Source organism: Polaromonas sp. LjRoot131 (assembly GCF_964252805.1).
Taxonomy (GTDB): Bacteria; Pseudomonadota; Gammaproteobacteria; order Burkholderiales; family Burkholderiaceae_C; genus Polaromonas.
Genome location: NZ_CAXUPF020000001.1, coordinates 1,976,538 through 1,996,324, shown reverse-complemented (window position 1 = coordinate 1,996,324; position 19,787 = coordinate 1,976,538). Strand labels below are relative to the sequence as shown.

Below are 19,787 nucleotides of genomic sequence, written 5' to 3'. Positions count from 1 at the left end.
GTCCCTTGAAATTCGCTTCTCTGCAAGATCGTGCATATGTGCCGCCAGACTTGAGCGCTCGGCTTCTAGCTCTTCGGGAGTTTTGCGCTTCCCCTTGCGCTCAGGCGGCCGCCTGGGTGGCGCCCAGCGGGTTAGGTCAACGCTTTCTAAGGGTGCGATAACTTCCGCGGGAGCCGCCTTTGAAGGGCTCAATAGATTGACGAAAAGCTTAATAAAACTCATAGAGCTTCGTTCCCAACGACGCAGAGTGCGTCAGGCTATTCAACCAAAAACGATTGTCGATTAAAGTCATTTTCGTCCTCCTGGCACCAATAAAGCTCGGCAGATGTAGTTGCGAGTATCCCTGTCACTAAGAGTTCAGAGCCTGTTTGACCATCTTCAGCCGCTCGTCGTCGCAGACATCGACCCACATCTTGCCTTCCTCGATGTCCGAGAGGAATATCCCAATCTGCCAAAGCACCCGCTCCATATGCTCCGACAGAGCGAGCATTTGGTCTACAGATGATGATTTACGGGTTAATGATTGGTGGTGTCGATTCAAGTCCCGCCTGAAGAGAAGCGCCCAATCCCAAAGCCCAGCGTGAACGAGGGGTTCGCAGGTGAGAGAAGTTTGCAATATCGGACGATTTTCAGAGTCATGTGGGTGCTGTCCGCAATATCCAGCAAGTGTCCCCAGCAGCATGTCAATCGCTGGGATAAGGTCCACCACCAGCGCATCTACATTCTTGTGCGATTGGAATTGATGGCGAGCGGTTTCGAGTGCAGCCAGGGCGGTGGTTACAGCATGACCAGAAAGAGGCTCGCCGTTGTGCAAGTCATTCTCGGTGGCCACCAGCGCAACCTCGACGGAGCCATAGTAAAGCGAGGTAAACCGCCGCATTAAGTTCAAGGCAATGTGCTGTCTCGCTGTAAACACACGCCCGTCCGCCAGAGGAGCGAGATAACTAAACCAGTGATCAAGGTAACTCACTCGCCCTAATAGGCGCCTGACTACCAAGGTAGCTGATTGCCTCAGGCTCTCGTCTTCGGCCAACAATAGGTGCCCAGTCGATTCCGGCAAGAGCAGGCGCAGCGTAAGGGGCGTCGTGCCAGGGATGAGTTCCACTGTTCCGGGCATAGTCACCGCCGCTTCATAAGGCCACAGATCCCGGCCGAAAAGACGTGCGACCTCTCCAGGGACATCGTTTGTAACGACGATCGATTCCAGACGATCCGCTTCACGTGCACCGCACTGCAGGGTAAATATCTGCCGGATCGAATCACTGATGTCTCTCATCGCGTTGGCGCCTGATCGGACGACTACCGGGACATTTCGTATGTCGGAGGCGCTTATCTCAACGACCGGCTTCTCAATTACAGGACGCACCGCGGCAAAGCTTTCCTCCATAAGGTCACGGGTCGCGAGTTCGAGTGCTTCGCCGATGTGCGTAGTGAGCGTTTCAATATCGGGCCTGAGGATCGAACTGACAAAGAATTCTATAGAACACTTGGCGAAATGCTCGTTCAGGTTCGATAATATTGGCGGTTCTTGCCCCCCGTATCCGACCAACACCTGAGTCGCACTAACGGGCATCGCGATCCAAGAAATTTCCTCATTTGGGCTCATGGCAACAGGCTGAAGCTGGCCGGAAGGCGCACATGCAACGGCAACGCAATCAGGCAGCACAAAATGATCTGGCGACTCAACTGCGAAGACTTTCCAATGCAGTTTTTTCAACGAATCGAGTCGCGCGGTGGGAACTAAGGACTGCTCCAAAGCCTTTGTGTGGCCTTGCACAACCATATTGGGAACCGCCTCCTCCAACATTGAGAGGTACTCGCGCATGACAGTGGCAGACTTGGGCATCTGCGCGCCGAGTTTTTCGCGTGCCCTGAAGTGCGCCATCTTTTCGAGTATTCCCCGCTCCTTTGCAGTTAAAGCTGCGCTCGGCAGTTCATCGAATGTCCTTTGAATTTCTTCTGCCAAAAGAGATTTTGGGCTCGTAGAGTCAACGCCAAATAACTCTCGGACGTGTTCTGGATTCTTCAGTATTTCATCGAATCGAGTGACCATCTTCCGTGCGAGATGGGCAAACGATCCACGAAGGTGCGCGGCCCTTATGGTTAGATGAACGACGGCGCTGGCCGCGTCCTCACTATCCACTGGCTCATTGGGTGGCGCGGTTCTGACTCGATCGAGAAACGGGTTAAAAATGGTACTTTCAAAGTCGGTGATGATGTCGTCCAGCGTGTCAGTGACTCCGTCGCCAGGTTGCGAATAAAAGTCGCGCTGGGCAGCGACACCTTCGGTTGAAGTCTTGTACGCTGTCGTCCCCTTCTTGTTAACAACCACTTGAGACTTCTTGCCAGTTCTCGATGCCTCAAAGCCTCGGAGCAGATGCTGCGGCAGGTAATGTTGCTTGCGTCCAGCCAAGTTGTCTTTCGGAGTTGTAGGTTTGCAGTTATACGGATCGCTTGATCATCTGTGCACTGTAGCCGGCCTTTTGTCTAATGTATGGGTGTGTTTATCTCGTTAGATCCCTGGCGTCTTATGGCGCCCCAGCCCTCGACCCACATAGTGACTTGTGGACTTGCTCGGCGCCCCCTCCAATTGGAGGAGATGGTCCCGAAACCGCCCCTGGCTGCTGAGTTCCACCAAAATTTGGCCTATGGTGGTACTACCCTGCTTGTTTTAAAAGCAGAGGGAAATTGGGAGTGATAAAACCTTAGGCAAGTCCAGCTATGGACGCGTGCGAGAGCAGCGACAGCTTATGAACAAATCAACTGGCCATGCCCTCGGTGACAAAAAGTAAGTGACTCGCAAGCTCAATTGAGCCACACTGTAGTTCCACAATTCCAAGTGCATGCCGATGGCCAATGCCGATGTTGTTCGTGCCCGCATTGACAGGCACATCAAGGAGGAAGCCGCCACCGTCTTGGCCGAGATAGGCTTGTCCGTTTCGGGTGCCATTCGGATGCCGTTGGTCCGCGTCGCGACGGACAAAGCCCTTCCTTTTGACATCAATCGTGCACCTCCCCGTGCTGATCGGAAGAAGCGATGACCGCATGTCAGACGCTCACAAGTGAGCATGTCTTTTATATCGAGACGCAGCGCTAGATGCCGACCCGAGACGTTGCCGACGTATTGCGGGATCACGGCCTGTTGCCGCCCGACTTGGAAATGCTGCGCCCAACCGAAAGGCGATACACCACGTTATTGATGCAACCTAGTGGCCCGATCTTCGCGAGCAACCAACGAATCGGCCCTTTTGAATCCGATGTGGCTTCAGCGAAGGGTCGAAATTTCCTAGAACTTGCTCGCGCAAGCGGAGCGCATCTTGCGGTCACGCCGGAATATTTTCTGCCCTGGAGGGCGCTGAAGGGCGCTATTGAAGGCGGATTGACTCCGGCCACCGATGCGCTATGGGTCCTCGGCAGCGAAAGCATCACGGAAGCTGGCCTTGAACAGTTTAAACAAGAAGTCGCCGGCCAGTGCCTGGTACTGCATGAACCATGGGCTGGTCTTGCGCTCGATCGAGCGCTCCTTGACCCGGTCGTCTTACTGTTTCAGGCAATCCGACAAGACCAATCGGTGCAGTTGGTTGCGCTAGTTCAGTTCAAGACATTTCCATCTCGCGACAACATCTTCTTCGAGGAAGGTCTGCTGCGACGGGGATCACTGATATATCGATTCAGGGGCAACACCGGGCACCTAACGGCAGCAGTCATCATTTGTTCCGACGCCTTCGCGCTGACTGACCAATGGCTAAGCGATTTCAATGATCGTTCGACGCTCATTCATATCCAACTCAATCCCAGTCCCAGGAACACCGCTTACCGGCGCTACCGCGCGACGACTTTTGGAATCGACGCAAGAGCAACGAACTGCCATATTGTCTGTCTCAACTGGGCACACTCGATCATTCAGCACGGCGATCCTGGAACTCCGATTGAAGCGTGGAACAACATCGCAGGGTCTACCTGGTACTGCCCTGCAGAAGAGTGCTCATCCGACGATGCGGTTGTCATTCCAAATCACAACCAAGGCTTGTATTACGCCTACATGAAGGAACGTCGTCACGCGCTTCTCTTTCACTATGACGAGGCCGTATTTCAACTTCTGGTTCCCAAACTGCTCACGTTGGGAAACGCGGTCATGGCCAACCGCAATGGCCCCGGCACAGTTCAGCGCTATGAATGGAATACAGCCACCACGACTTGGACACCAGAAGCAGCCGCACCCGAGACCGGCTTTAATGCCTTCGTCGCCGGCAATGTGCCAGCCCAGGTTGCATTAGCGCATGTACTGGCCGAGGCTGATCCGCTTGCCATCGAACGGGTACTTGCCTTGAGCGCGGGCGCCATTTCCGGGCGTGAGGCTTGGCACTCAATTCAGCAGATTGATTCGTGCCAGATCGCCGAAGATGAAGTAGTACGGCGGATTACTGTGGTCCAAGACGTTGCGGCAAACGGATTCAGGCACGAAAGGCTCACGCCCGTCGGACAGATTCACCATGAGCTGTTGAACGGCGACTATTGGCCACCGCAGGTCGTTGGCGTCGATGCAGGCTCAACCGTGAGATGGACAAGGGCCAATCCCCACTTCAATGTTCTCACCGTCGACAACCTGCCGACGCTAGTCGTCTATCTGGGAGAGTCGCCACCGGCGCGTGACCTGGAGAACAAAGCGGACATGTTGTATGAACTGCTCCGCCAAGCCGGCGGACCACACCAGACACGGCTGTGCATCATCTACCGCGAATTCGGCCAGCCCAGATTCGCCCCCATCGCAGCGCTTACTCGTTTCGACGACGCCATGGAAGACAAGACCGATTTCATGGCTGTTCCACCTTTAGAAGATACGGGAGATATTCATGGCTGATGCAGCAGAAACAGTGCGTCGTGCGATCAGCGAGAGACTTGCGGACGTCAAGGATCTTGGCAATGGCATCCTACGGGGTGAGCGCCACTACGGTGGCAAAGCCTACGCCACGGCATATGTCGATTTGTCGGATCACGTGGTTGAACGATGGCGCGAACTATCCAATTTCCAGGAACGTCTGCTCGGCACCGATTTCTTCAAGGCCGACGGTGACCAACGGTGGAACAGCTATCTGTATTTCTGGGCTGGACCGAACTCCCGCCAAAACGCGGAGTTCCTCAAGGCGAAGGCGCGAATCGAGGGAGACCGGCATTTCGCTCGAAAGTTTGTTCTCTCGGAAGAGGATCTGCTGGGCCGTCTAGACGATGTGTCGACGCGCGCAACGGCAGCGGACGTCAGCGACGACGCGAGCAGCCGATGGGCCGAACTTTTGCAGGCCGCATCGCTCGGCGTGGTGCTGGAGCAGCGCCCGCGCACGCGCATGCTAGAACTGATTGGTAGCGGAGAGGCATTCGTCGCCGAAACCAATACAGCCGCAAAAGTGACACCGGCATTGGATGACCCTCTTGGCACAGGCCTACTCAGAACTTTCCGCGTCGGAGAGTTTCGTCCCTCAATCAGTGGCCGGGTGTTCTCTTTTGGTGACGTCAATCTCATCTTTGGTCAGAACGGCTCCGGCAAAACTTCTCTTCTTGAATCCGTCGAGGCACTTTACTGTGGACGTGTTCGCAGAGATCCCGAAGCCGTCTTTCGCGATATTGAAGGCGACATCCTCACACCGACCGGCACTCTTGTACAAGTTAAGAGCACTACTGCTGCCGCGACTATCAAAGCACGTAACCTTGCTTGGTATGGCCGTTCCAATCAGCAGTCCAGCGCGATCACGCACGCATTTACACGTTTTAATTTTCTTGACACCGATGCGGCTTTTCGCCTCTCTAGTGAGACGAACGCCGAAAAGATTAAGGAAGATTTGAGTCTGCTGCTGGTAGGTCCGGAGGTGTCAACACTGTGGACCTACCTCACGAAACTTCTCGATGAGTCTTTGGCCAAGAGCCTTGGTGCTGATGAACGGGTTCCGATCCTGTTCAAGCAGACGGAGTTGTTGGGCAATGAGGTTAAGCGCCTCCAAGGAACGCCGACGGAGTCGACGGCTCTTGCTAAAACGTTTAGATCGGGTCTGCGCGACCTCGGGGCCAAATGGTCGCTTGCCGACGACGGCGCTCCTATGAATCAATCCGACCGCACTCATCTGGAATCCCTCTCCCGCGGCATTCGCCAAGCACTCTCTGTTTCTCCGTCCATCCCGACAACGGTGAAGGCCTTGCATGATCGGTCCGCGGTGCTCGCACGAACACTGTCAGCGATACGCCTTGTAGCCGAGGAGTACAGGATAGCGGGTGATGAACTAGTCGCCAGTGATGTGCTCGCAAAGGAACGCCAGGCATCACTTCAAGCTATCCAGCTTTGGGCATCCTACTGTGAGGCAGGCGTTCCCTCGCTGGCGGCATCACTTCAGAGTGTGAAGGCGGCAGTCGCGGCGACGCGTGCTGCACTTGGAGGTCAATCCCCGGATGCTGTCGTGGATCTACCAACGGAGTACGCATCACGCCCAATCCGCGATGCGAAAGAGGCCGTAGCAACAAACTTGGAGCTCGCCGAGCAACAAGAACGCACTGGCATCGAAAGCCTTCAGCAACGTGAGCGAATCGGTCAATCGCTCGCGGCTCTCCGAGTCGATCTTCGCGAGGTCGCCCAGTCCGTCATCGACCGGACGGGTGACTCAACACATTGCCCTGTGTGCGGAACATTTCATAGCGACGACGAGCTACTGCGCAAGATCAGTACGCTTGTCGCAGCCGAGGATCCCTCCTTGACAGATGGTTTGCGTCAGGCCGTTCAGGCATCTAGGCAGCGCGCCGAGCGCGAGCGTGATGCACTTGCATCTCTCAAATCCCTCGAGCGTTATGCCACTTCGAGCGGCGCATCCGATTTGGCGATTGCCGGCGAACTAAGGGAGCAGATGTTTGCCAAAAATACCGAACTTGCCTCCCTGACCGCTGAACTTGAGCGGCTTGAATCGGCGACCGATTCGCTGAGTCGATTCGGCACGGACTGGGTTGGATACGAGGACGTTCGCAACGCGGCCGCAGCCATTATCGGCTCCGAAGAGAACGTGGCCGAGCTGGACGTCGTGAACCGCCATCTTGAAGCGTGGCGGGCGGATTTGGAGAAAGATCAGAGCGCGAGTTCGGAATTGCGCGAACGCTTGACAGAACTGGCAAGCCGGGCGGCCCAAGCTGCTGCGGACGCGGGGATCGCGGCCGCTCAAGGAGTGGCTCCGGCTCAAGTGGTCACAACAGTGGACCGCGCATCGAGTTCGGTCAAGGCGTCGCTGGATTTCATTCGGGAGGCGGAAGAACTGATCAGTCTTGAGGTCGATCAGCCGTTCGAGACGCTTCAGCTTGCGATCGAGCAAGCCATCGAGGCCTTTGACCGTGCGCAGCACGCTGAACGCAGTGAGGTGACAGCGCGAACCGATCTGGGCAAGAAGACCGAGGAACTGCACGAAGCAACGGAGCAATTGCGAGACCTGTCCGCGCGCCGGGAGAATTTCTCAAAGGCCAATGACGTTCTGTCGCGCGTCATCCAAGAACACTCGCTGGAAAAGGCAACAAAGGAGGCGCTCGAATCCATTCGCGGGAATGTCAGCGACATCTTTGCGAGGATTCACTCGCCGGCCGAGTATGTCCTGGGAGATTTTCACGGAGAAGCCTTGCTGTCAACTCGCGAAGGGAATCATGACCGTGGCGTCAATCAGGTGAGCACAGGGCAACGAGCGGCACTCGCCTTGTCGATTTTCCTGGCGCTGAATCGCAGCGCCGAGCGTGCACCACCAGTGATGTTGATCGATGATCCAGTAGCCCACATAGATGATCTGAATGCTCTTTCGTTTCTCGACTACCTGCGCGATCTGGCAGTAGGGACACGCAAGCAGATCTTTTTTGCGACCGCCGATGCCAAGTTGGCCGCGCTCTTTCAAAGAAAGTTTGAGTTTCTAGGAGAAGATCGTTTTAAGAAGATCGTTCTTGCGCGCTGACGTGCATCGAGCTTCGTAGCGTCCCTGCGCAAATTGATATCGCGCAGATAGCTGATCGAGAGTGACTGTCCACATGCCTCCAAACATACTGATTGGCTACTTCTTCTTCAACTGTTCAAACAAGAAGTAGAGCCCTACGCTTGCGTCTTTTAGCGGGTTATCCCGACACCAGTTGTCCAGCCAAACATTTATCTGATCGAAGGACGTTATTTCACCTAGTGGGTCGCGGGCATTCGGATTTGCAGCAGCATATTGGAGAGAGAGACCACTTACGAAGCCGGCGACCCATGTTTTGTTAATCGCGTTTTGGTTCTTCACCCAACGTCCACAATCTACATTACCAAACATCATCTGTGCCTGTGTAGCAGTTGAAAACAGTGCGAACAGATAAAGCATCAAGATTTTCTTCATGGGTTATTCCTCCTTAAGGTAGCGGGAGCTCTATTGAATTACTCGTCGTCCGGTGGGCCGTAGTCCAGCTCGGCCTCAAATCCTTCTAGGGAGTAGCTGCCGTCAGCGATCTCGATTTCGGTGTCCCAGTCGTTCGGCTCGGTTTCCAGGTGCACGTCTGTGCAGGTCAGAAAGACCTCAACATCGACCACTGTCTCTGTGGGGAACTCTTGTGATCCAAGACTCAGCTCCTCTCTGTCGATGGAGTCCCAGGCAAAGAACTCAACGGACACGGATATGTTCGCCTTGACGCGTACCGTTAGTTCGGCGATCCACGTGGTAGGTTCACCCTTCGCAGACCAGACACTTATCTCGCCGTCGATGTTGTATTCGACAAGATTTGCCTCGTAGACATCCGCCTCGAGCCTGTGCGAGGAGCCTGTGTAGGCCTCCGAAGCGTCCCACTCCGCGTTAGCAATGTGTTGCCTAAGCGCGTTCGCGAGTTCGGTATCCAACGGCGACCCGCCGTCTTGCACCGCGGCTGCAATCTTCGCCTTGATGGATTCGGCGTGTTCGTTGGTCGCAACGAAGAGCGCCGCCAACTCGTCAATCGAACCAGCGCAGTACAGTGTTGCCGACTCGTCCGCATATTGCTTCCACCCTTTGTCGTCCGATGCGATGATCCCAATGGTGTCGTTATCGTTAGCGTACTGCTCTAGCTGCCATAGGCACATAGCATCCGGAAACTCTGACTTCTTTTTCTCGCTTAGGCCGAATGGCGGCCTCTGGGCGAAGTAGTCCGCAAACAGGCTTCTTACTGCGTCAGCACCCACCGTGGGCAAAACGGCGCCTCGACACAGGGCCGCATAGTCGTGAACCTGTTGGGTGAACTGCTGAGTGGCTACCTCAATGGCGTTGAGCTTGTCAACAGAGTTACGGACTTGTGAGACGTCAATTGTTGTCTGCCGATGCAGTTCATCAGCAGCACCTTGTAGCTGCTTGTGTGCCTTAAGTACCGGATCCATCCGATGCTTCACGATCTCGCTGACCACTATCTCCGGCAGCTGCAGTCCGATCGACTTGGGCAGTTGATTCGGCAGCTGATGTAGTGCGCCTTGCGCAAAGTTATAGCCTGCAGCCTGAATCAGATTAGTGTCGATCGAGAAGAAGGTGAGTTCTTCCCAAGCTTGGGCGGCGGTTGGTAAGTTTTTGGGCATACCGGATTCTCACCTGTCTCGGATAGCGTGTTGTTAAATACCGCTGACACGCCACGATACAACAGGCACATAAAGGCAGGCAAGTAGCCGCACCGTCAGGTCTGCGGTGGACCCGCCCTCGGCTGCCGCTTCCACGCCGGCGGCAATGCCCGCGCCAATTAACCGGGTTTCAAATGCCTCCTCTAATTAGATGAGGCCCAGGGATGGCGCGTGGGGTAGGCCAAGGGAGGATCTGCCTTCTGGGTGTCCATCGGACAAAGCGCTAGCTATCGATAATCGAACATTGTCGTTAGTTATCCATTACTATGAGTGCCATCGCGCTTAGGCAAAGGCACCAGCTATTTGACCAAATCTTGTGCGGATATCCATTCGCGAAGCGCGCCACTAAGGGCAGTGCGTGCTTCAGGCATTTGTAGATGACTCGGGGAGCGTTGGCGAAGACAAGAGGCTATTTCTGGCCGGTTATATCCATCGCGTAGAAACTTGGAAGTTGTTTAGCAGCGACTGGGCCGCGGCCTTAAATGAGGCGCCTCCATTGAAGTCGTTGCACATGAGCCAGTCATTTCATCGATGGTCTCCTGCAGCGCGGGCGGCAAAAATCGAACGCTTGGCTCAGGTAATTCAGAAATACAAACCGATTTCTGTCGAGTGCTCAATCAGTACTAAAGACTTCAAAGAAGTGTTGCAGCCGCATGCTCCGCTTGACCTGCAGCATCCCTATGGCTACTGCTTCCATCTTTTCCTAATTCAATCGGGAAGGTTGGTTGACTACTTGGGCTTAAAGGGCCCAGTTGATTTTGTCTTCGATGTGCAGGGAAACGTGGGGTCTAATGCAGCCATATGGTACGAGCCAATGAAGCAAATGGCCGCTCCATGGGTTAGGGCTGTTTTAGGTGGGCCGCCAATATTCCGGGACGACGAAGAGGTTTTGCCTCTGCAGGCGGCTGACATGCTAGCTTGGCACAGGCGAGCTGTCAGGGAGTCAAGCTGCACTGAAGAGCAAAAGCGTGTAGCAAATTCGATAATTTTTCAACATGCAGAGGCTGAAATCTCGCGCGACCTGCTTCAGCAATGGGCTGGTGACTTTTCGAAAGTGCCTGGCATTGACGAGGTAAAAAATAACTCGGTCAAAAAATCTGCGGCAAGCATAATTCAGGCGGTTCGGCCTGAGGACTTAGTTGGGGTGATGAATGCGCTGTCTGCGCGTGCCACACGTTGGCGCAGAGTCAAGGCCGTATTGAATTGGCTCGGTTTGAGACGGTTGGCCAAAAAGATCGGGAAAAGGAAAATTTCACTCTAGGTTCGCGTTTTTTTGAGGTCACGTCGCCTCCATGCGGTTTTCCTCGAGTAATCGTCTGGGCCGTCAGGCATTGAATATCTTTCGGCTGTGCCTAACGTTAGGCCTTTGCAACTGGGAGGTCGTCCCAGCAGGTTGTGTATTGCGGCGTCAGCAGGTTCTGTTTCATCTCGAAATCCCGCTGCGGTCCCTTCATACCTGCGCTAGCCACCACCACAGTCCCTCGACCATAGCGGTTGTTTAACTTGTCCAGCGCATCCATCAGATGACCGCGTGTCGGAGCCTCAGGTTGCAGCTCCAGCTCCCCTTGTTCCAGATTGCCGTCCTGCAGATCAAGCAGCATCACTCCCGCTTTGGAAAAATTAAAACCCGGGCGGTAGATGGCTTCAATGCCGCGCACCGCCGCATTGACTAACGCCACGGTGTCATCTGTTGGTCGCCGCAACGGCAGGATGAGGCTTCGGCTGTACTTTGGTCCTGGCCGGAAAGCGCTGGTGTGGGCGAATACCTGGAGCTGGCCGGCCTTACTGCCTTGGGCGCGCAGCTTCACCGCTGCACCGCTAGCGAAGCGTGTCACTGCGGCGATTAGGTCCGCTAACTCCGTTACCGCTCCGCCAAAGCTTCGGGTGAATGCAATCTCTTTCTTGGGTGCCGGTTGGTCTTCTAGAGTGATGCACCGCTGGCCTTGCAGTTCCCGCACAGTCCGCTCCAACACCACACTCCAGCGCCTGCGCGCGGTAGCGGGGTCTATTTGCACCAAGTCCAGCACGCTATGAACACCAGCCTCATTCAACTGAGCCGCGATGCGGCGCCCGACGCCCCACACCTCTGAAACTTCTGTAGCCTGAAGCACGGCATCAAGGTCCGCGGCCGGCAAGCTGGCCAGATTGCAGACACGGGCAAGCTCTGCGGGGTAGCTGCCAGCCTTGCGGTCAGCGCTCTTAGCGATGTGGTTTGCCAGTTTGGCAAGGGTTTTGGTGGGCGCAATGCCTATGCCTGTGGGGATGCCGGTCCATTGCAAAACGCGCTCCCGTACCCGCCGCGCCCGCGCCGTCAGATCGCCTTTGACCCCAGCCATGTCAATAAACGATTCGTCAATGCTGTATATCTCCTGGCCTGGGCCTAACCCACCCGCCACAGACATCATGCGGTCGCTCATATCTCCGTAGAGCACAAAGTTGGCCGAGAGCGCCACTACGCCATGCTCTTCTGCGAGCTGCCGGCATTCAAACCACGGCGCCCCCATACGGATCCCAAGAGCCTTTGCTTCATTGCTCCGCGCTATGGCACACCCATCGTTATTGCTCAGCACTACAACTGGCCGATTCTTCAAGTCGGGACGAAAAGCTCGCTCACAGCTCACATAGAAGTTGTTGCCATCGACAAGTGCAAACATGGCATCACTTGAAACGCTTGATGGTGGCGGAAACCACTCCGCATATGGTCATGGTTTGGCCGTCTCGGAAAAGAATTGGGGGGAAGGTGGCATTGGCAGCCCGTAGCTGGACCATCCCATTGCGGCGGTAGAACTGTTTCACAGTGAAATCGCCATCGATTTCCGCCACCACAATGTCGCCGTGCCTCGGATTTAGTGCCCTGTTGACCACCAGAATGTCACCATCTGCGATACCTAGTTCGATCATGGACAACCCGCGTGCCTTCCACATGAATGTTGCGGCGGGATGGGTGATCAATAGCTCGTTCAGATCGTGGCGTTTGACCGCAAAGTCTGCCGCCGGCGACGGAAATCCAGCCGGAACCGTGCCTTCTACCCAGGCCACGAGTAGGCTGGGGCCCTGCGTGAAGCAGACGGCATCTTGCGGCATAATACTGTACATGCATCCAGTATATGGCGAAGGTTAAAGTTTGACCATGTGCAGCAACTTTGAAGCTCTGCGAAACGCGGAAAAATACCGCACGGCCTTTAATGTTGAGCCGCCCCAAGAGCAGGGGAAGCTCGATATGTGGCCTGGTTACAAAGGTGTTTTCATCCGCAGGCCGAAAGAGGCAGGTAGCGGTGACGAAGCTGTGCCCGAACGCGAGGCGATTGCCGGGGTATTCGGGCTGCTACCCCACTGGGCCAAGGATGAAAAGCTGGCCAGAAACACCTACAACGCCCGCAGTGAGACGGTGACCGAAAAGCCGAGCTTTCGGGACGCCTGGCGCTCGGGCAAACATTGCATCATCCCTGCTGATGCAATCTATGAGCCGGACCACCGCGGCGGCAAGCCGGTCTCAACCCGCATTGCCAGGGCAGAGGGTGAACCCATGGGGATTGCGGGCTTGTGGTCGGTCTGGAAATCTCCGACGGGCGACTTGTACAGCTTCACTATGTTGACGGTCAACGCCGATGATCACGCGCTGATGAAGAACTTTCACCGAGCCGAAGATGAAAAGCGCATGGTGGTGATCCTGCCGGTTGGAGCCTACGATGACTGGCTACAGGCCGAGCCGAGCCAAAGCATGGACTTCATGCGACAGTACCCCGCCGACCGCTTAGTGGCCGCTCCAAAGGTTGTCGCTCCTAAAGCAGGCAGCATGCCGTTGCTCTTGTAGATATAGATCAAGAAAGTGAAAGTATGTCTGAATACGTCATAGGCCAAAGCCTGTACCAAGGCGGAAAGTTGATCGAGGTTACGATCCAGTGCCTCGATGCGCCTGAGCCACCGGATTACCACCTATACGAAGCTCACTCCATTGAACCCGAAGATGTGGTTGGGCTCATCAAAAGGGGGCATCGCGTTATGGCTTACCTGACTGAAAAGCCTGTCGAAGTAGAAGTAGTGCAACTTGAGGACGGCACCGAATCAGTGGAAGTTGTCCAACAGGAGCCGCCAAGTGGGCGCAGGTCTTTGGCTGACCTCCCGGAGTGTGAAACTTAAAGCGGCAAAAGGTTAGCTGAGCGGAAGCCTTGGCTGCATAGCGCAACACGATATACCTTGGTGATTAAGGAACATAAAACTCTTCACTGAGTTTCAGATTAAATCTCTTCGCCAAAGCACGCAACCCTCTTACAGTTGCCGCGCTAATAAGATTCCCCGACTCGTCTTGTACTTTGCAAAATCTCCCGGTTAGACCATCAGGGTCTGGATCAACCCATACTAAGCAGGGAACGGATTCTTCCTCGGTCCCCCATGGGGCAAGTCGCACAATTCCTTTGGTTGCGTCTTCACTGCTGATGCGAAGCATTCAATTTCCCTTATTAACTCGTTTGCGTCGAATGAACTGAAGGCTGGGACGAATTTGACATTGCGGCTCCTAGGTGAAAATTTATCGCTTAGCCTAATGTCAACTGACAATCAACTTATGTATCAAATTTGCGGGCGAGGCCGCTACAGTCGTTTCATTTTTCTGCCAGCCAAGTCCGTGACGTTGGATGGGGGTAACTTGGCCTCGAGCTCCAATACACGATTGGTGAGTTCAACAATTTTTCCATTAGCTTTGTTCAATAGACTTGCAAGATGATCTCGTTGAACAGAGGAATCGAAGATTTGAGCTTTTAAACCGCGTCGGTGCCTGCGCTGTTTCAGCATCACCTGACGCGCCGATACCGGTGTGTCGGCTCCATGCTCGGCGACATAGTGTTGTATCTCGGAGATTAAACTTGGAAAGCGTGATTTTTTCAAAGCGGTGGGATCAACACCAGCTTCCTTGGCGACGTTGTTCTGGCTAACTGGCGTATTCTTTGGTAGAACTATTGGCCTTCCCGTTTTTAAACGCTCGTAAGCGTTTCTAAACGCCACCTCGGCTGATTGCTTTCCCGCTCCCTTAGTTGGTTTGGATGACATGTTGATAGTTCTTCACAGATTTTTTCTGAGCTAGCAACGACTCCTGCAGCGGACTACCGTGCGGCGCATTTGCCAACCTCTCATCCAAGATGCGATCTAGCGCTTTGACCTTTGGTGCTTTGGCTTTGTCATACAAAACTTCAGCACAAGGTGCTTTGGAATCACCCCCTCCGCAGTGCGCCACCGAGTCGATACCGCCATATGGGCACGGCTCCTTTTTCATGCAGTACCCCAACAGAACTTCCCTGCATCCAATATGGCCCTTTTTTGCCAACTTGGTGAGTTCTTTGACCTCGCTTGGCTTAATGAGTCGTACGATTTCCACCTTACGTTTTTCCCCATGGGGACTCACAAAGCGATCCGTTAAAAGTCGAGCCAACTCTTTCCCCAAAACTTCGTACATGGCTTGCACATAGATCGTTCGCGCTGCATCATTCAGTCGCAAACGGGAGTACCCTTGACCGTAATACAAACTCATTGCTCTTGTCGCGTGTTTGAGAAGATACTGCAAGGAGGCATCTGAGATGAGGCCTGATGCCTGCATGTTGACTGCGCCAGTCCGCCGTAATTGGTGCCAGGCGAGAGGCCATACCTCACCTACAGCATACATTTTTGCATCTAGCGTTGGCGTAATGAGACGTGCGACCTGCAGGTCCGCTTCCGTGATGCGCAGTGTGTCTAAGTCGAAGAGTTTCGGAAAGCGAATGCTCAGGTCACAATATGCTTGCTTAGAAGGTTGGAAGCCAGAATAGTTCGGCGACGTTGGAGTCCAAGGCGCGGCGCATCGATTGATCAGGTACGGATCTTTCTTGTCTCTTGCTGTCAACTTCGCTTCAGAATGTGAGGTAGCGCAGATCAGTTGCAGGCGTGCGATGAACGCCATGGCGTCAATAGCAACCTTTGCTGACGGTGAGGTTGGCCATCTGGCGTCATCGTCTTGCGTCGTCTTGGTCGTAACACCAGATAGTATGTAGATGTCTCCAAAGCGTGGGTCGTTTTCAACGTCAAGGCAGTTTGCTCTAAGACTCATGCCTTCCGAGACTCGCATCAAGGAGAAGTTCATCAAATATGCCAATCCTGCTCCGCTCACCAAGGAAAAGTAGCTGGTCAGACTGCTCACCCTAAATTCTTGCTCGGTTCTTTCGACGGACCCTAACCAACGCAAAAGCAACTTATCGATGCCAAACCGTTTCGCTGTAAGCATGAAGGGGCCATGGAACTTGTAACCTAGTTGATGGGCATAGCCTTTTGGTTTCGAAAAAGGTATCCTATTTGTGCGATCTACACCGCCACTAGCTGCTTCAAGTGAGCCATAGTTTTCTAAGTAAGCAGCAACGCAAAATTTGAAACAACTTTCTATCTGATTACGATGCGCATGAAAATCATCCAGGCATTCGCGTAAACGGTTTACTTGGTACATCCAAATCCGTGGTGGGATATATGCGGTTTGTTTGTGTTCGTGACCCGGAATCTTTGCTTCCAGGTAAGTCAGCGCACCCCGGTCCAAAAGAGTAAAACCAAGAAATTCTCTTTGCTCATAGAGTTCATGCAGCAGTGTTAATGCACTGCTTCCATACGACGGCCCCAGCTCTCCCGCAATTTGCTCTGCCACCGCGGGAAAGCGAATCAAATCGGAAGCCAGAATGCCGTTTTTTGAACAGAGTGAAAACAATGGTCTGAGTTGGGTAAATTTTGCAGTCAGTGCTCCCGTGGTTCGCACCCCCTTGGGCCCCCAAATCCACCACGCCACAATTTGTCGCAGCAAGTCGGCATTCGGAATATCAATAGTTTCAGAGCCCTTCCTGACTCGACCATCGGAAAAATTTATACATTCTGCTTTTTTTGCCCAAGGATCGAGCCTCCAGATGGAATCTCCATATCGACTGACGATGTTTCCATCTTTGTCAATCATTACTGGCCAATCAGGCTTTGGCGGCCAACTTAATGGTCGAAAATTTAATGCACCTGGAACTGCCAGAGGTGATTCAATAGCTAGCCCAAAGTTTGCGAGATTAATCTTCACGTTCTCATATCCTGCAGTTGAATGAATCCATCCCAGTTTGGGTGGTAGTCTTCTTCAGTGACACGGGCTAGTGCTTCACGTACCCACAGCCCTCTTATTTCACTTGATGTTTCAAAAAATTTCAGCTTGCTAGTTAGTCGATCTACAGCTGCTGCGGCCGGTTGGCTTTGAGACTCTTCAATCACGTCTGGTGGACGATGGTTAGCCAGTTCCACTACCTTGAGATGACGAAAGCTCGCTAATGACCAGACGTGATCTTCACTATCGATATCGCGCTGATGATTGCAAAATAGGCATCCTGCGGCACTCACGCAATCGGGTTGTGTCGCATTTTTTGGGCTGTTCTCTAACGGTAATGGGGTGGGTGAGACGCACCACCCTGGCCCCGGTGGGGATATTGAGGGATCCGTGCGGTTGTGAAATCGCGCGATCTCAATCATCGCGATCTGCAGGTTGGGCTTTTGGTATGTCTGCAACAGCGTTTCGCTGGTGTGTTGTGCCATCTCAGCAGTCAGTGCGGGATCTTGGGATTGACGCAATAGCCAATTGACCCGCGTGTTGCGTAGTGCCCTTGGTCTGAAAAAGGGGACGTTAAGTTTCTTACAAACGACCTTTAGTCCATAAAATTTTGGTGGCGTACTTTCGCTTCTCCCTTTCGTTCTTAACAGGGGGAATAGCTGCCCGTCTAAGTCATCCGGAAACATGGTGTTGCGCCATGCAAGATAGCGTTCAAAAATTGTTCTATATTCGCTGTGAATATCAAACACCACTTCACCATGGCGTCGCTCTTTGTAACGTCGCACTTGATATCCATCGAGATGGCTTGTGTAATGAAATTGACCATTCCTGGCGCTGTGCGCTTGCGCGAGGTTCATACCAGTCTGAGAAATGAACACCAGCAGTTCCGCTTCAATTCGAAGATTCACAATTGGAGAACGTGTGCGGAATGAAAAATCAGCACTCCATGCATCACGAGCGTTTAACGTTCTACTTATTGTGTGACGATCCCTCCCACGTACTAACTTCTCGATGGCGACCAGGCCCGACCACAGCTCCAATACCTTGCCAGTACGCAAGGCGATTTTCACGGGGAGCGGAGCCCATATCGATTCAACAGCCAGACCATCGCATACGTCCAACAAGAAGTATCCAAACCTGAAGGTGTCCGTCAGATTTTGCTTGTCGATCTGGGGTGTACATGCAACTTTTTCGAACCGAGGTCCGCGAAGACGTGTTTCACTCAGTAGCTTGATGCGTCGTTGAAATACTTTGTCTAGCAAACGACCGACAGAACTAGCGACGGATTTAATTGATCTTTGGAGGACGTCTCCAATCACTCGTCGTCGCTCCAAAAGATGGTCTGTCCAGAGTTTGAAACTGTCTTCAACAGTATCTAGATTAAGTTTTTGCTTGTTCTTTTCTGCCCAAGTAAAAAATAGACGAAGAGCGGTGATCCTGGTTCTCACCGTACTAGCGGCACCACCCCCTACCAAATCTCCATTGATTTCGTCGTGCAGCTTCTTGACCAGTTCCAGTCGCTCTACGATAGGGGAGCCCAGTTGCCCTCGGTCGAGCAAATCGTTGACTTGGTCGGCGTGGATGCTCGCTCCTCCGAAATATAACAATGGGCGCAGATTCAATGGCGTTTGAAGCTTGCCGTATTCGACCGTTGGAAAAGTTAGGTCAGGCAGTATGGGCTTAGACATCAGGCGGCTTTTTTTTCTGACTCATGACCCCTAGAAACGCGGCAGTGAATGCATTGGCCATCGCTTCCTTCACAGGAGTATTTTTGACAAACTTTAAGTATTTAAAAGTTGTTGCTTCGTCCTTGTGAAGAAGGGCGTCCCGCACGAATGCGATCGCGCTGATGTCGTTTCCCACCCGGATCGCAATACTTGCCAACTCTGTGCCGAAAGTGCAACGTGATTGATGAAAATGGAAGTTACGCAGAACATGCAATCCACGTGCTGCGCCTTTCTTCCTAAATTCGCTCAACGTTACATTCAAGGCGCTGGATCTGTCGGAATTGCGACGGCTGTAAGGGTTGCCATAACGAGTCAGGAACAACAGATTGCTATGCTCTCCTGAGGCCTTCGCTTCCCTTTTCAGTCGACGCGGGCTGTAAGCGTATTCCCTCAACTCATTCAGGAGCTCTTGGGTTATCCATACCTGACCTGTTACTCCAAATTTTGTACTTACTGGCGGTGAGGCGCCTGGTCCGACTGCGAGGTGAAGCATTCCGGGCGTAGCAGGGTCTGGAACGGCGTGTTCAAGTGTTTGGATTCTTAAATCACACAGGGTTCCTAATCTCATACCGGTGAAAAAGCCAGCGGAAAGAAAAAGAAAAAGCTCTTCGTTCGCGTGAGCCCTTGCAAAATCAAGAATTTCGTCGCGGTCCACCGCTGATACTGGCAGCAGACCATCTTCTAATCGTTCGCCAGGACGCGTCCGGTTGGGTATTGACAGGTCGGTCGTAGTTCGAAGCAAGGTTCTTTCAAACCCAACAGCATCAAAGAATTTAATGTAAACAGGAATGTCTCTCCAAAGCCGGCACCCAGGGTTGAACAGCCCTTCGGCCTGCACCCATCGATAGAAAGCAATGACATAGCGCATCCTTGAGCTCACAGTTGAGGGGGCAAGGCCACCCCGATCTCGCTCTTTCTTCAGGAAACCTCGATATCGAACCAAGCAGCGATCTGCCTTAGTTGATGGAAATTCGAACCACTGTAATTCTCTGGACTCCAGAAACGCGGCGTAGTGTGCGAGGCCGCGCATGTTGACCTGCACAGTTTCAATAGTCACATCTCCGCTTGTTGCGCGATCATGCGCCCATAGGTTTGCCTCTTGCCAAGGGAAATGGTTCTCCCAAAAGATCTGAGGAAGTTTCTCGATGTTCTGGGCGTTGTGGCTCGATATATAGGCCACTTCGCCATTAATAACTTCACATCGGTGCGAGGTATGCAGGATGTGCTCAAGTGTTGCCATTGCTAGCCATATTTAAACGTTCTTCCAAGTACTGTTACCGGTTCGGTTCATTCACTGATCACTTGGTAGAAGACCTGAAAGGATCGATATGTGGAAATTCGCATGCGGTAGCTGACGCTGCATGTG

15 protein-coding genes are annotated in these 19,787 nt (G+C 53.4%); 6 read left to right on the top strand and 9 right to left on the bottom strand.

What is annotated here, in order from left to right; genetic code table 11:
* Nucleotides 1-349: 349 nt before the first annotated feature.
* Complete coding sequence (locus ACSQ27_RS09405) at nucleotides 350-2,413, bottom strand: DUF4238 domain-containing protein (RefSeq protein ID WP_436155179.1); 2,064 nt, start codon at nucleotides 2,411-2,413, stop codon at nucleotides 350-352.
* 430 nt (nucleotides 2,414-2,843) lie between these two features.
* Here ACSQ27_RS09405 and ACSQ27_RS09400 point away from each other — a divergent pair, with 430 nt between their 5' ends.
* Genes ACSQ27_RS09400 through ACSQ27_RS09390 form a run of 3 tightly spaced genes read left to right on the top strand, consistent with a single transcriptional unit; the run spans nucleotide 2,844 to nucleotide 7,961 of the window.
* A complete protein-coding gene (locus tag ACSQ27_RS09400) occupies nucleotides 2,844-3,041 on the top strand; it encodes a type II toxin-antitoxin system RelB/DinJ family antitoxin (protein WP_436155178.1) in 198 nt (65 codons plus the stop codon).
* A 56-nt stretch (nucleotides 3,042-3,097) separates the two neighbouring features.
* Nucleotides 3,098-4,861, top strand: a complete 1,764-nt coding sequence (locus ACSQ27_RS09395; protein WP_436155177.1) for a hypothetical protein — start codon at nucleotides 3,098-3,100, stop codon at nucleotides 4,859-4,861.
* Nucleotides 4,854-7,961, top strand: coding sequence for an AAA family ATPase (locus tag ACSQ27_RS09390; RefSeq protein ID WP_436155176.1), 3,108 nt, complete (start codon nucleotides 4,854-4,856; stop codon nucleotides 7,959-7,961). The genes ACSQ27_RS09395 and ACSQ27_RS09390 overlap by 8 nt, the downstream gene beginning before the upstream one ends.
* A gap of 96 nt (nucleotides 7,962-8,057) precedes the next feature.
* On the opposite strand, the gene ACSQ27_RS09385 is transcribed toward ACSQ27_RS09390, so the two are convergent.
* Together ACSQ27_RS09385 and ACSQ27_RS09380 are read right to left on the bottom strand one after the other, a co-directional pair.
* On the bottom strand, nucleotides 8,058-8,372 hold the full coding sequence (locus ACSQ27_RS09385; RefSeq protein ID WP_436155175.1) for a hypothetical protein: 315 nt from the start codon (nucleotides 8,370-8,372) through the stop codon (nucleotides 8,058-8,060).
* A gap of 38 nt (nucleotides 8,373-8,410) precedes the next feature.
* Nucleotides 8,411-9,568, bottom strand: coding sequence for a PIN domain-containing protein (locus tag ACSQ27_RS09380; RefSeq protein WP_436155174.1), 1,158 nt, complete (start codon nucleotides 9,566-9,568; stop codon nucleotides 8,411-8,413).
* Between the two features lie 397 nt (nucleotides 9,569-9,965).
* Between ACSQ27_RS09380 and ACSQ27_RS09375 the strand changes: the two genes are divergently transcribed.
* Entirely contained in the window at nucleotides 9,966-10,868 is a 903-nt protein-coding gene (locus ACSQ27_RS09375) for a DUF3800 domain-containing protein (RefSeq protein ID WP_436155173.1), read from the top strand.
* Nucleotides 10,869-10,965: 97 nt separating this feature from the next.
* On the opposite strand, the gene ACSQ27_RS09370 is transcribed toward ACSQ27_RS09375, so the two are convergent.
* Entirely contained in the window at nucleotides 10,966-12,261 is a 1,296-nt protein-coding gene (locus ACSQ27_RS09370) for a Y-family DNA polymerase (protein ID WP_436155172.1), read from the bottom strand.
* Nucleotides 12,262-12,265: 4 nt separating this feature from the next.
* Entirely contained in the window at nucleotides 12,266-12,703 is a 438-nt protein-coding gene (locus tag ACSQ27_RS09365; protein WP_436155171.1) for a LexA family protein, read from the bottom strand.
* Between the two features lie 34 nt (nucleotides 12,704-12,737).
* On the opposite strand from ACSQ27_RS09365, the gene ACSQ27_RS09360 reads away from it, so the two are divergent.
* Together ACSQ27_RS09360 and ACSQ27_RS09355 are read left to right on the top strand one after the other, a co-directional pair.
* Nucleotides 12,738-13,421, top strand: a complete 684-nt coding sequence (locus tag ACSQ27_RS09360; protein WP_436155170.1) for an SOS response-associated peptidase — start codon at nucleotides 12,738-12,740, stop codon at nucleotides 13,419-13,421.
* Between the two features lie 23 nt (nucleotides 13,422-13,444).
* Complete coding sequence (locus tag ACSQ27_RS09355) at nucleotides 13,445-13,747, top strand: hypothetical protein (RefSeq protein WP_436155169.1); 303 nt, start codon at nucleotides 13,445-13,447, stop codon at nucleotides 13,745-13,747.
* Nucleotides 13,748-14,197: 450 nt separating this feature from the next.
* On the opposite strand, the gene ACSQ27_RS09350 is transcribed toward ACSQ27_RS09355, so the two are convergent.
* Genes ACSQ27_RS09350 through ACSQ27_RS09335 form a run of 4 tightly spaced genes read right to left on the bottom strand, consistent with a single transcriptional unit; the run spans nucleotide 14,198 to nucleotide 19,661 of the window.
* Nucleotides 14,198-14,653, bottom strand: coding sequence for a hypothetical protein (locus ACSQ27_RS09350; RefSeq protein WP_436155168.1), 456 nt, complete (start codon nucleotides 14,651-14,653; stop codon nucleotides 14,198-14,200).
* Complete coding sequence (locus ACSQ27_RS09345; protein WP_436155167.1) at nucleotides 14,634-16,676, bottom strand: hypothetical protein; 2,043 nt, start codon at nucleotides 16,674-16,676, stop codon at nucleotides 14,634-14,636. The genes ACSQ27_RS09350 and ACSQ27_RS09345 overlap by 20 nt, the downstream gene beginning before the upstream one ends.
* Nucleotides 16,673-18,382, bottom strand: coding sequence for a site-specific integrase (locus ACSQ27_RS09340; RefSeq protein ID WP_436155166.1), 1,710 nt, complete (start codon nucleotides 18,380-18,382; stop codon nucleotides 16,673-16,675). Before ACSQ27_RS09340 ends, ACSQ27_RS09345 begins: the two co-directional genes overlap by 4 nt.
* Nucleotides 18,375-19,661 carry a site-specific integrase gene (locus ACSQ27_RS09335; RefSeq protein WP_436155165.1) on the bottom strand — a complete coding sequence of 429 codons (1,287 nt, stop codon included), beginning with the start codon at nucleotides 19,659-19,661 and terminating at the stop codon, nucleotides 18,375-18,377. Before ACSQ27_RS09335 ends, ACSQ27_RS09340 begins: the two co-directional genes overlap by 8 nt.
* Nucleotides 19,662-19,787 lie beyond the last annotated feature (126 nt).

What these genes read in the sequence shown, in the direction of transcription:
- ACSQ27_RS09400 (WP_436155178.1), top strand. Translation starts at nt 2,844, where the DNA reads ATGCCGATGGCCAATGCCGATGTTGTTCGTGCCCGCATTGACAGGCAC.
- ACSQ27_RS09395 (WP_436155177.1), top strand. Translation starts at nt 3,098, where the DNA reads ATGCCGACCCGAGACGTTGCCGACGTATTGCGGGATCACGGCCTGTTG.
- ACSQ27_RS09390 (WP_436155176.1), top strand. Translation starts at nt 4,854, where the DNA reads ATGGCTGATGCAGCAGAAACAGTGCGTCGTGCGATCAGCGAGAGACTT.
- ACSQ27_RS09385 (WP_436155175.1), bottom strand. Translation starts at nt 8,372, where the DNA reads ATGAAGAAAATCTTGATGCTTTATCTGTTCGCACTGTTTTCAACTGCT.
- ACSQ27_RS09380 (WP_436155174.1), bottom strand. Translation starts at nt 9,568, where the DNA reads ATGCCCAAAAACTTACCAACCGCCGCCCAAGCTTGGGAAGAACTCACC.
- ACSQ27_RS09370 (WP_436155172.1), bottom strand. Translation starts at nt 12,261, where the DNA reads ATGTTTGCACTTGTCGATGGCAACAACTTCTATGTGAGCTGTGAGCGA.
- ACSQ27_RS09365 (WP_436155171.1), bottom strand. Translation starts at nt 12,703, where the DNA reads ATGTACAGTATTATGCCGCAAGATGCCGTCTGCTTCACGCAGGGCCCC.
- ACSQ27_RS09360 (WP_436155170.1), top strand. Translation starts at nt 12,738, where the DNA reads ATGTGCAGCAACTTTGAAGCTCTGCGAAACGCGGAAAAATACCGCACG.
- ACSQ27_RS09355 (WP_436155169.1), top strand. Translation starts at nt 13,445, where the DNA reads ATGTCTGAATACGTCATAGGCCAAAGCCTGTACCAAGGCGGAAAGTTG.
- ACSQ27_RS09350 (WP_436155168.1), bottom strand. Translation starts at nt 14,653, where the DNA reads ATGTCATCCAAACCAACTAAGGGAGCGGGAAAGCAATCAGCCGAGGTG.
- ACSQ27_RS09340 (WP_436155166.1), bottom strand. Translation starts at nt 18,382, where the DNA reads ATGTCTAAGCCCATACTGCCTGACCTAACTTTTCCAACGGTCGAATAC.
- ACSQ27_RS09335 (WP_436155165.1), bottom strand. Translation starts at nt 19,661, where the DNA reads ATGGCAACACTTGAGCACATCCTGCATACCTCGCACCGATGTGAAGTT.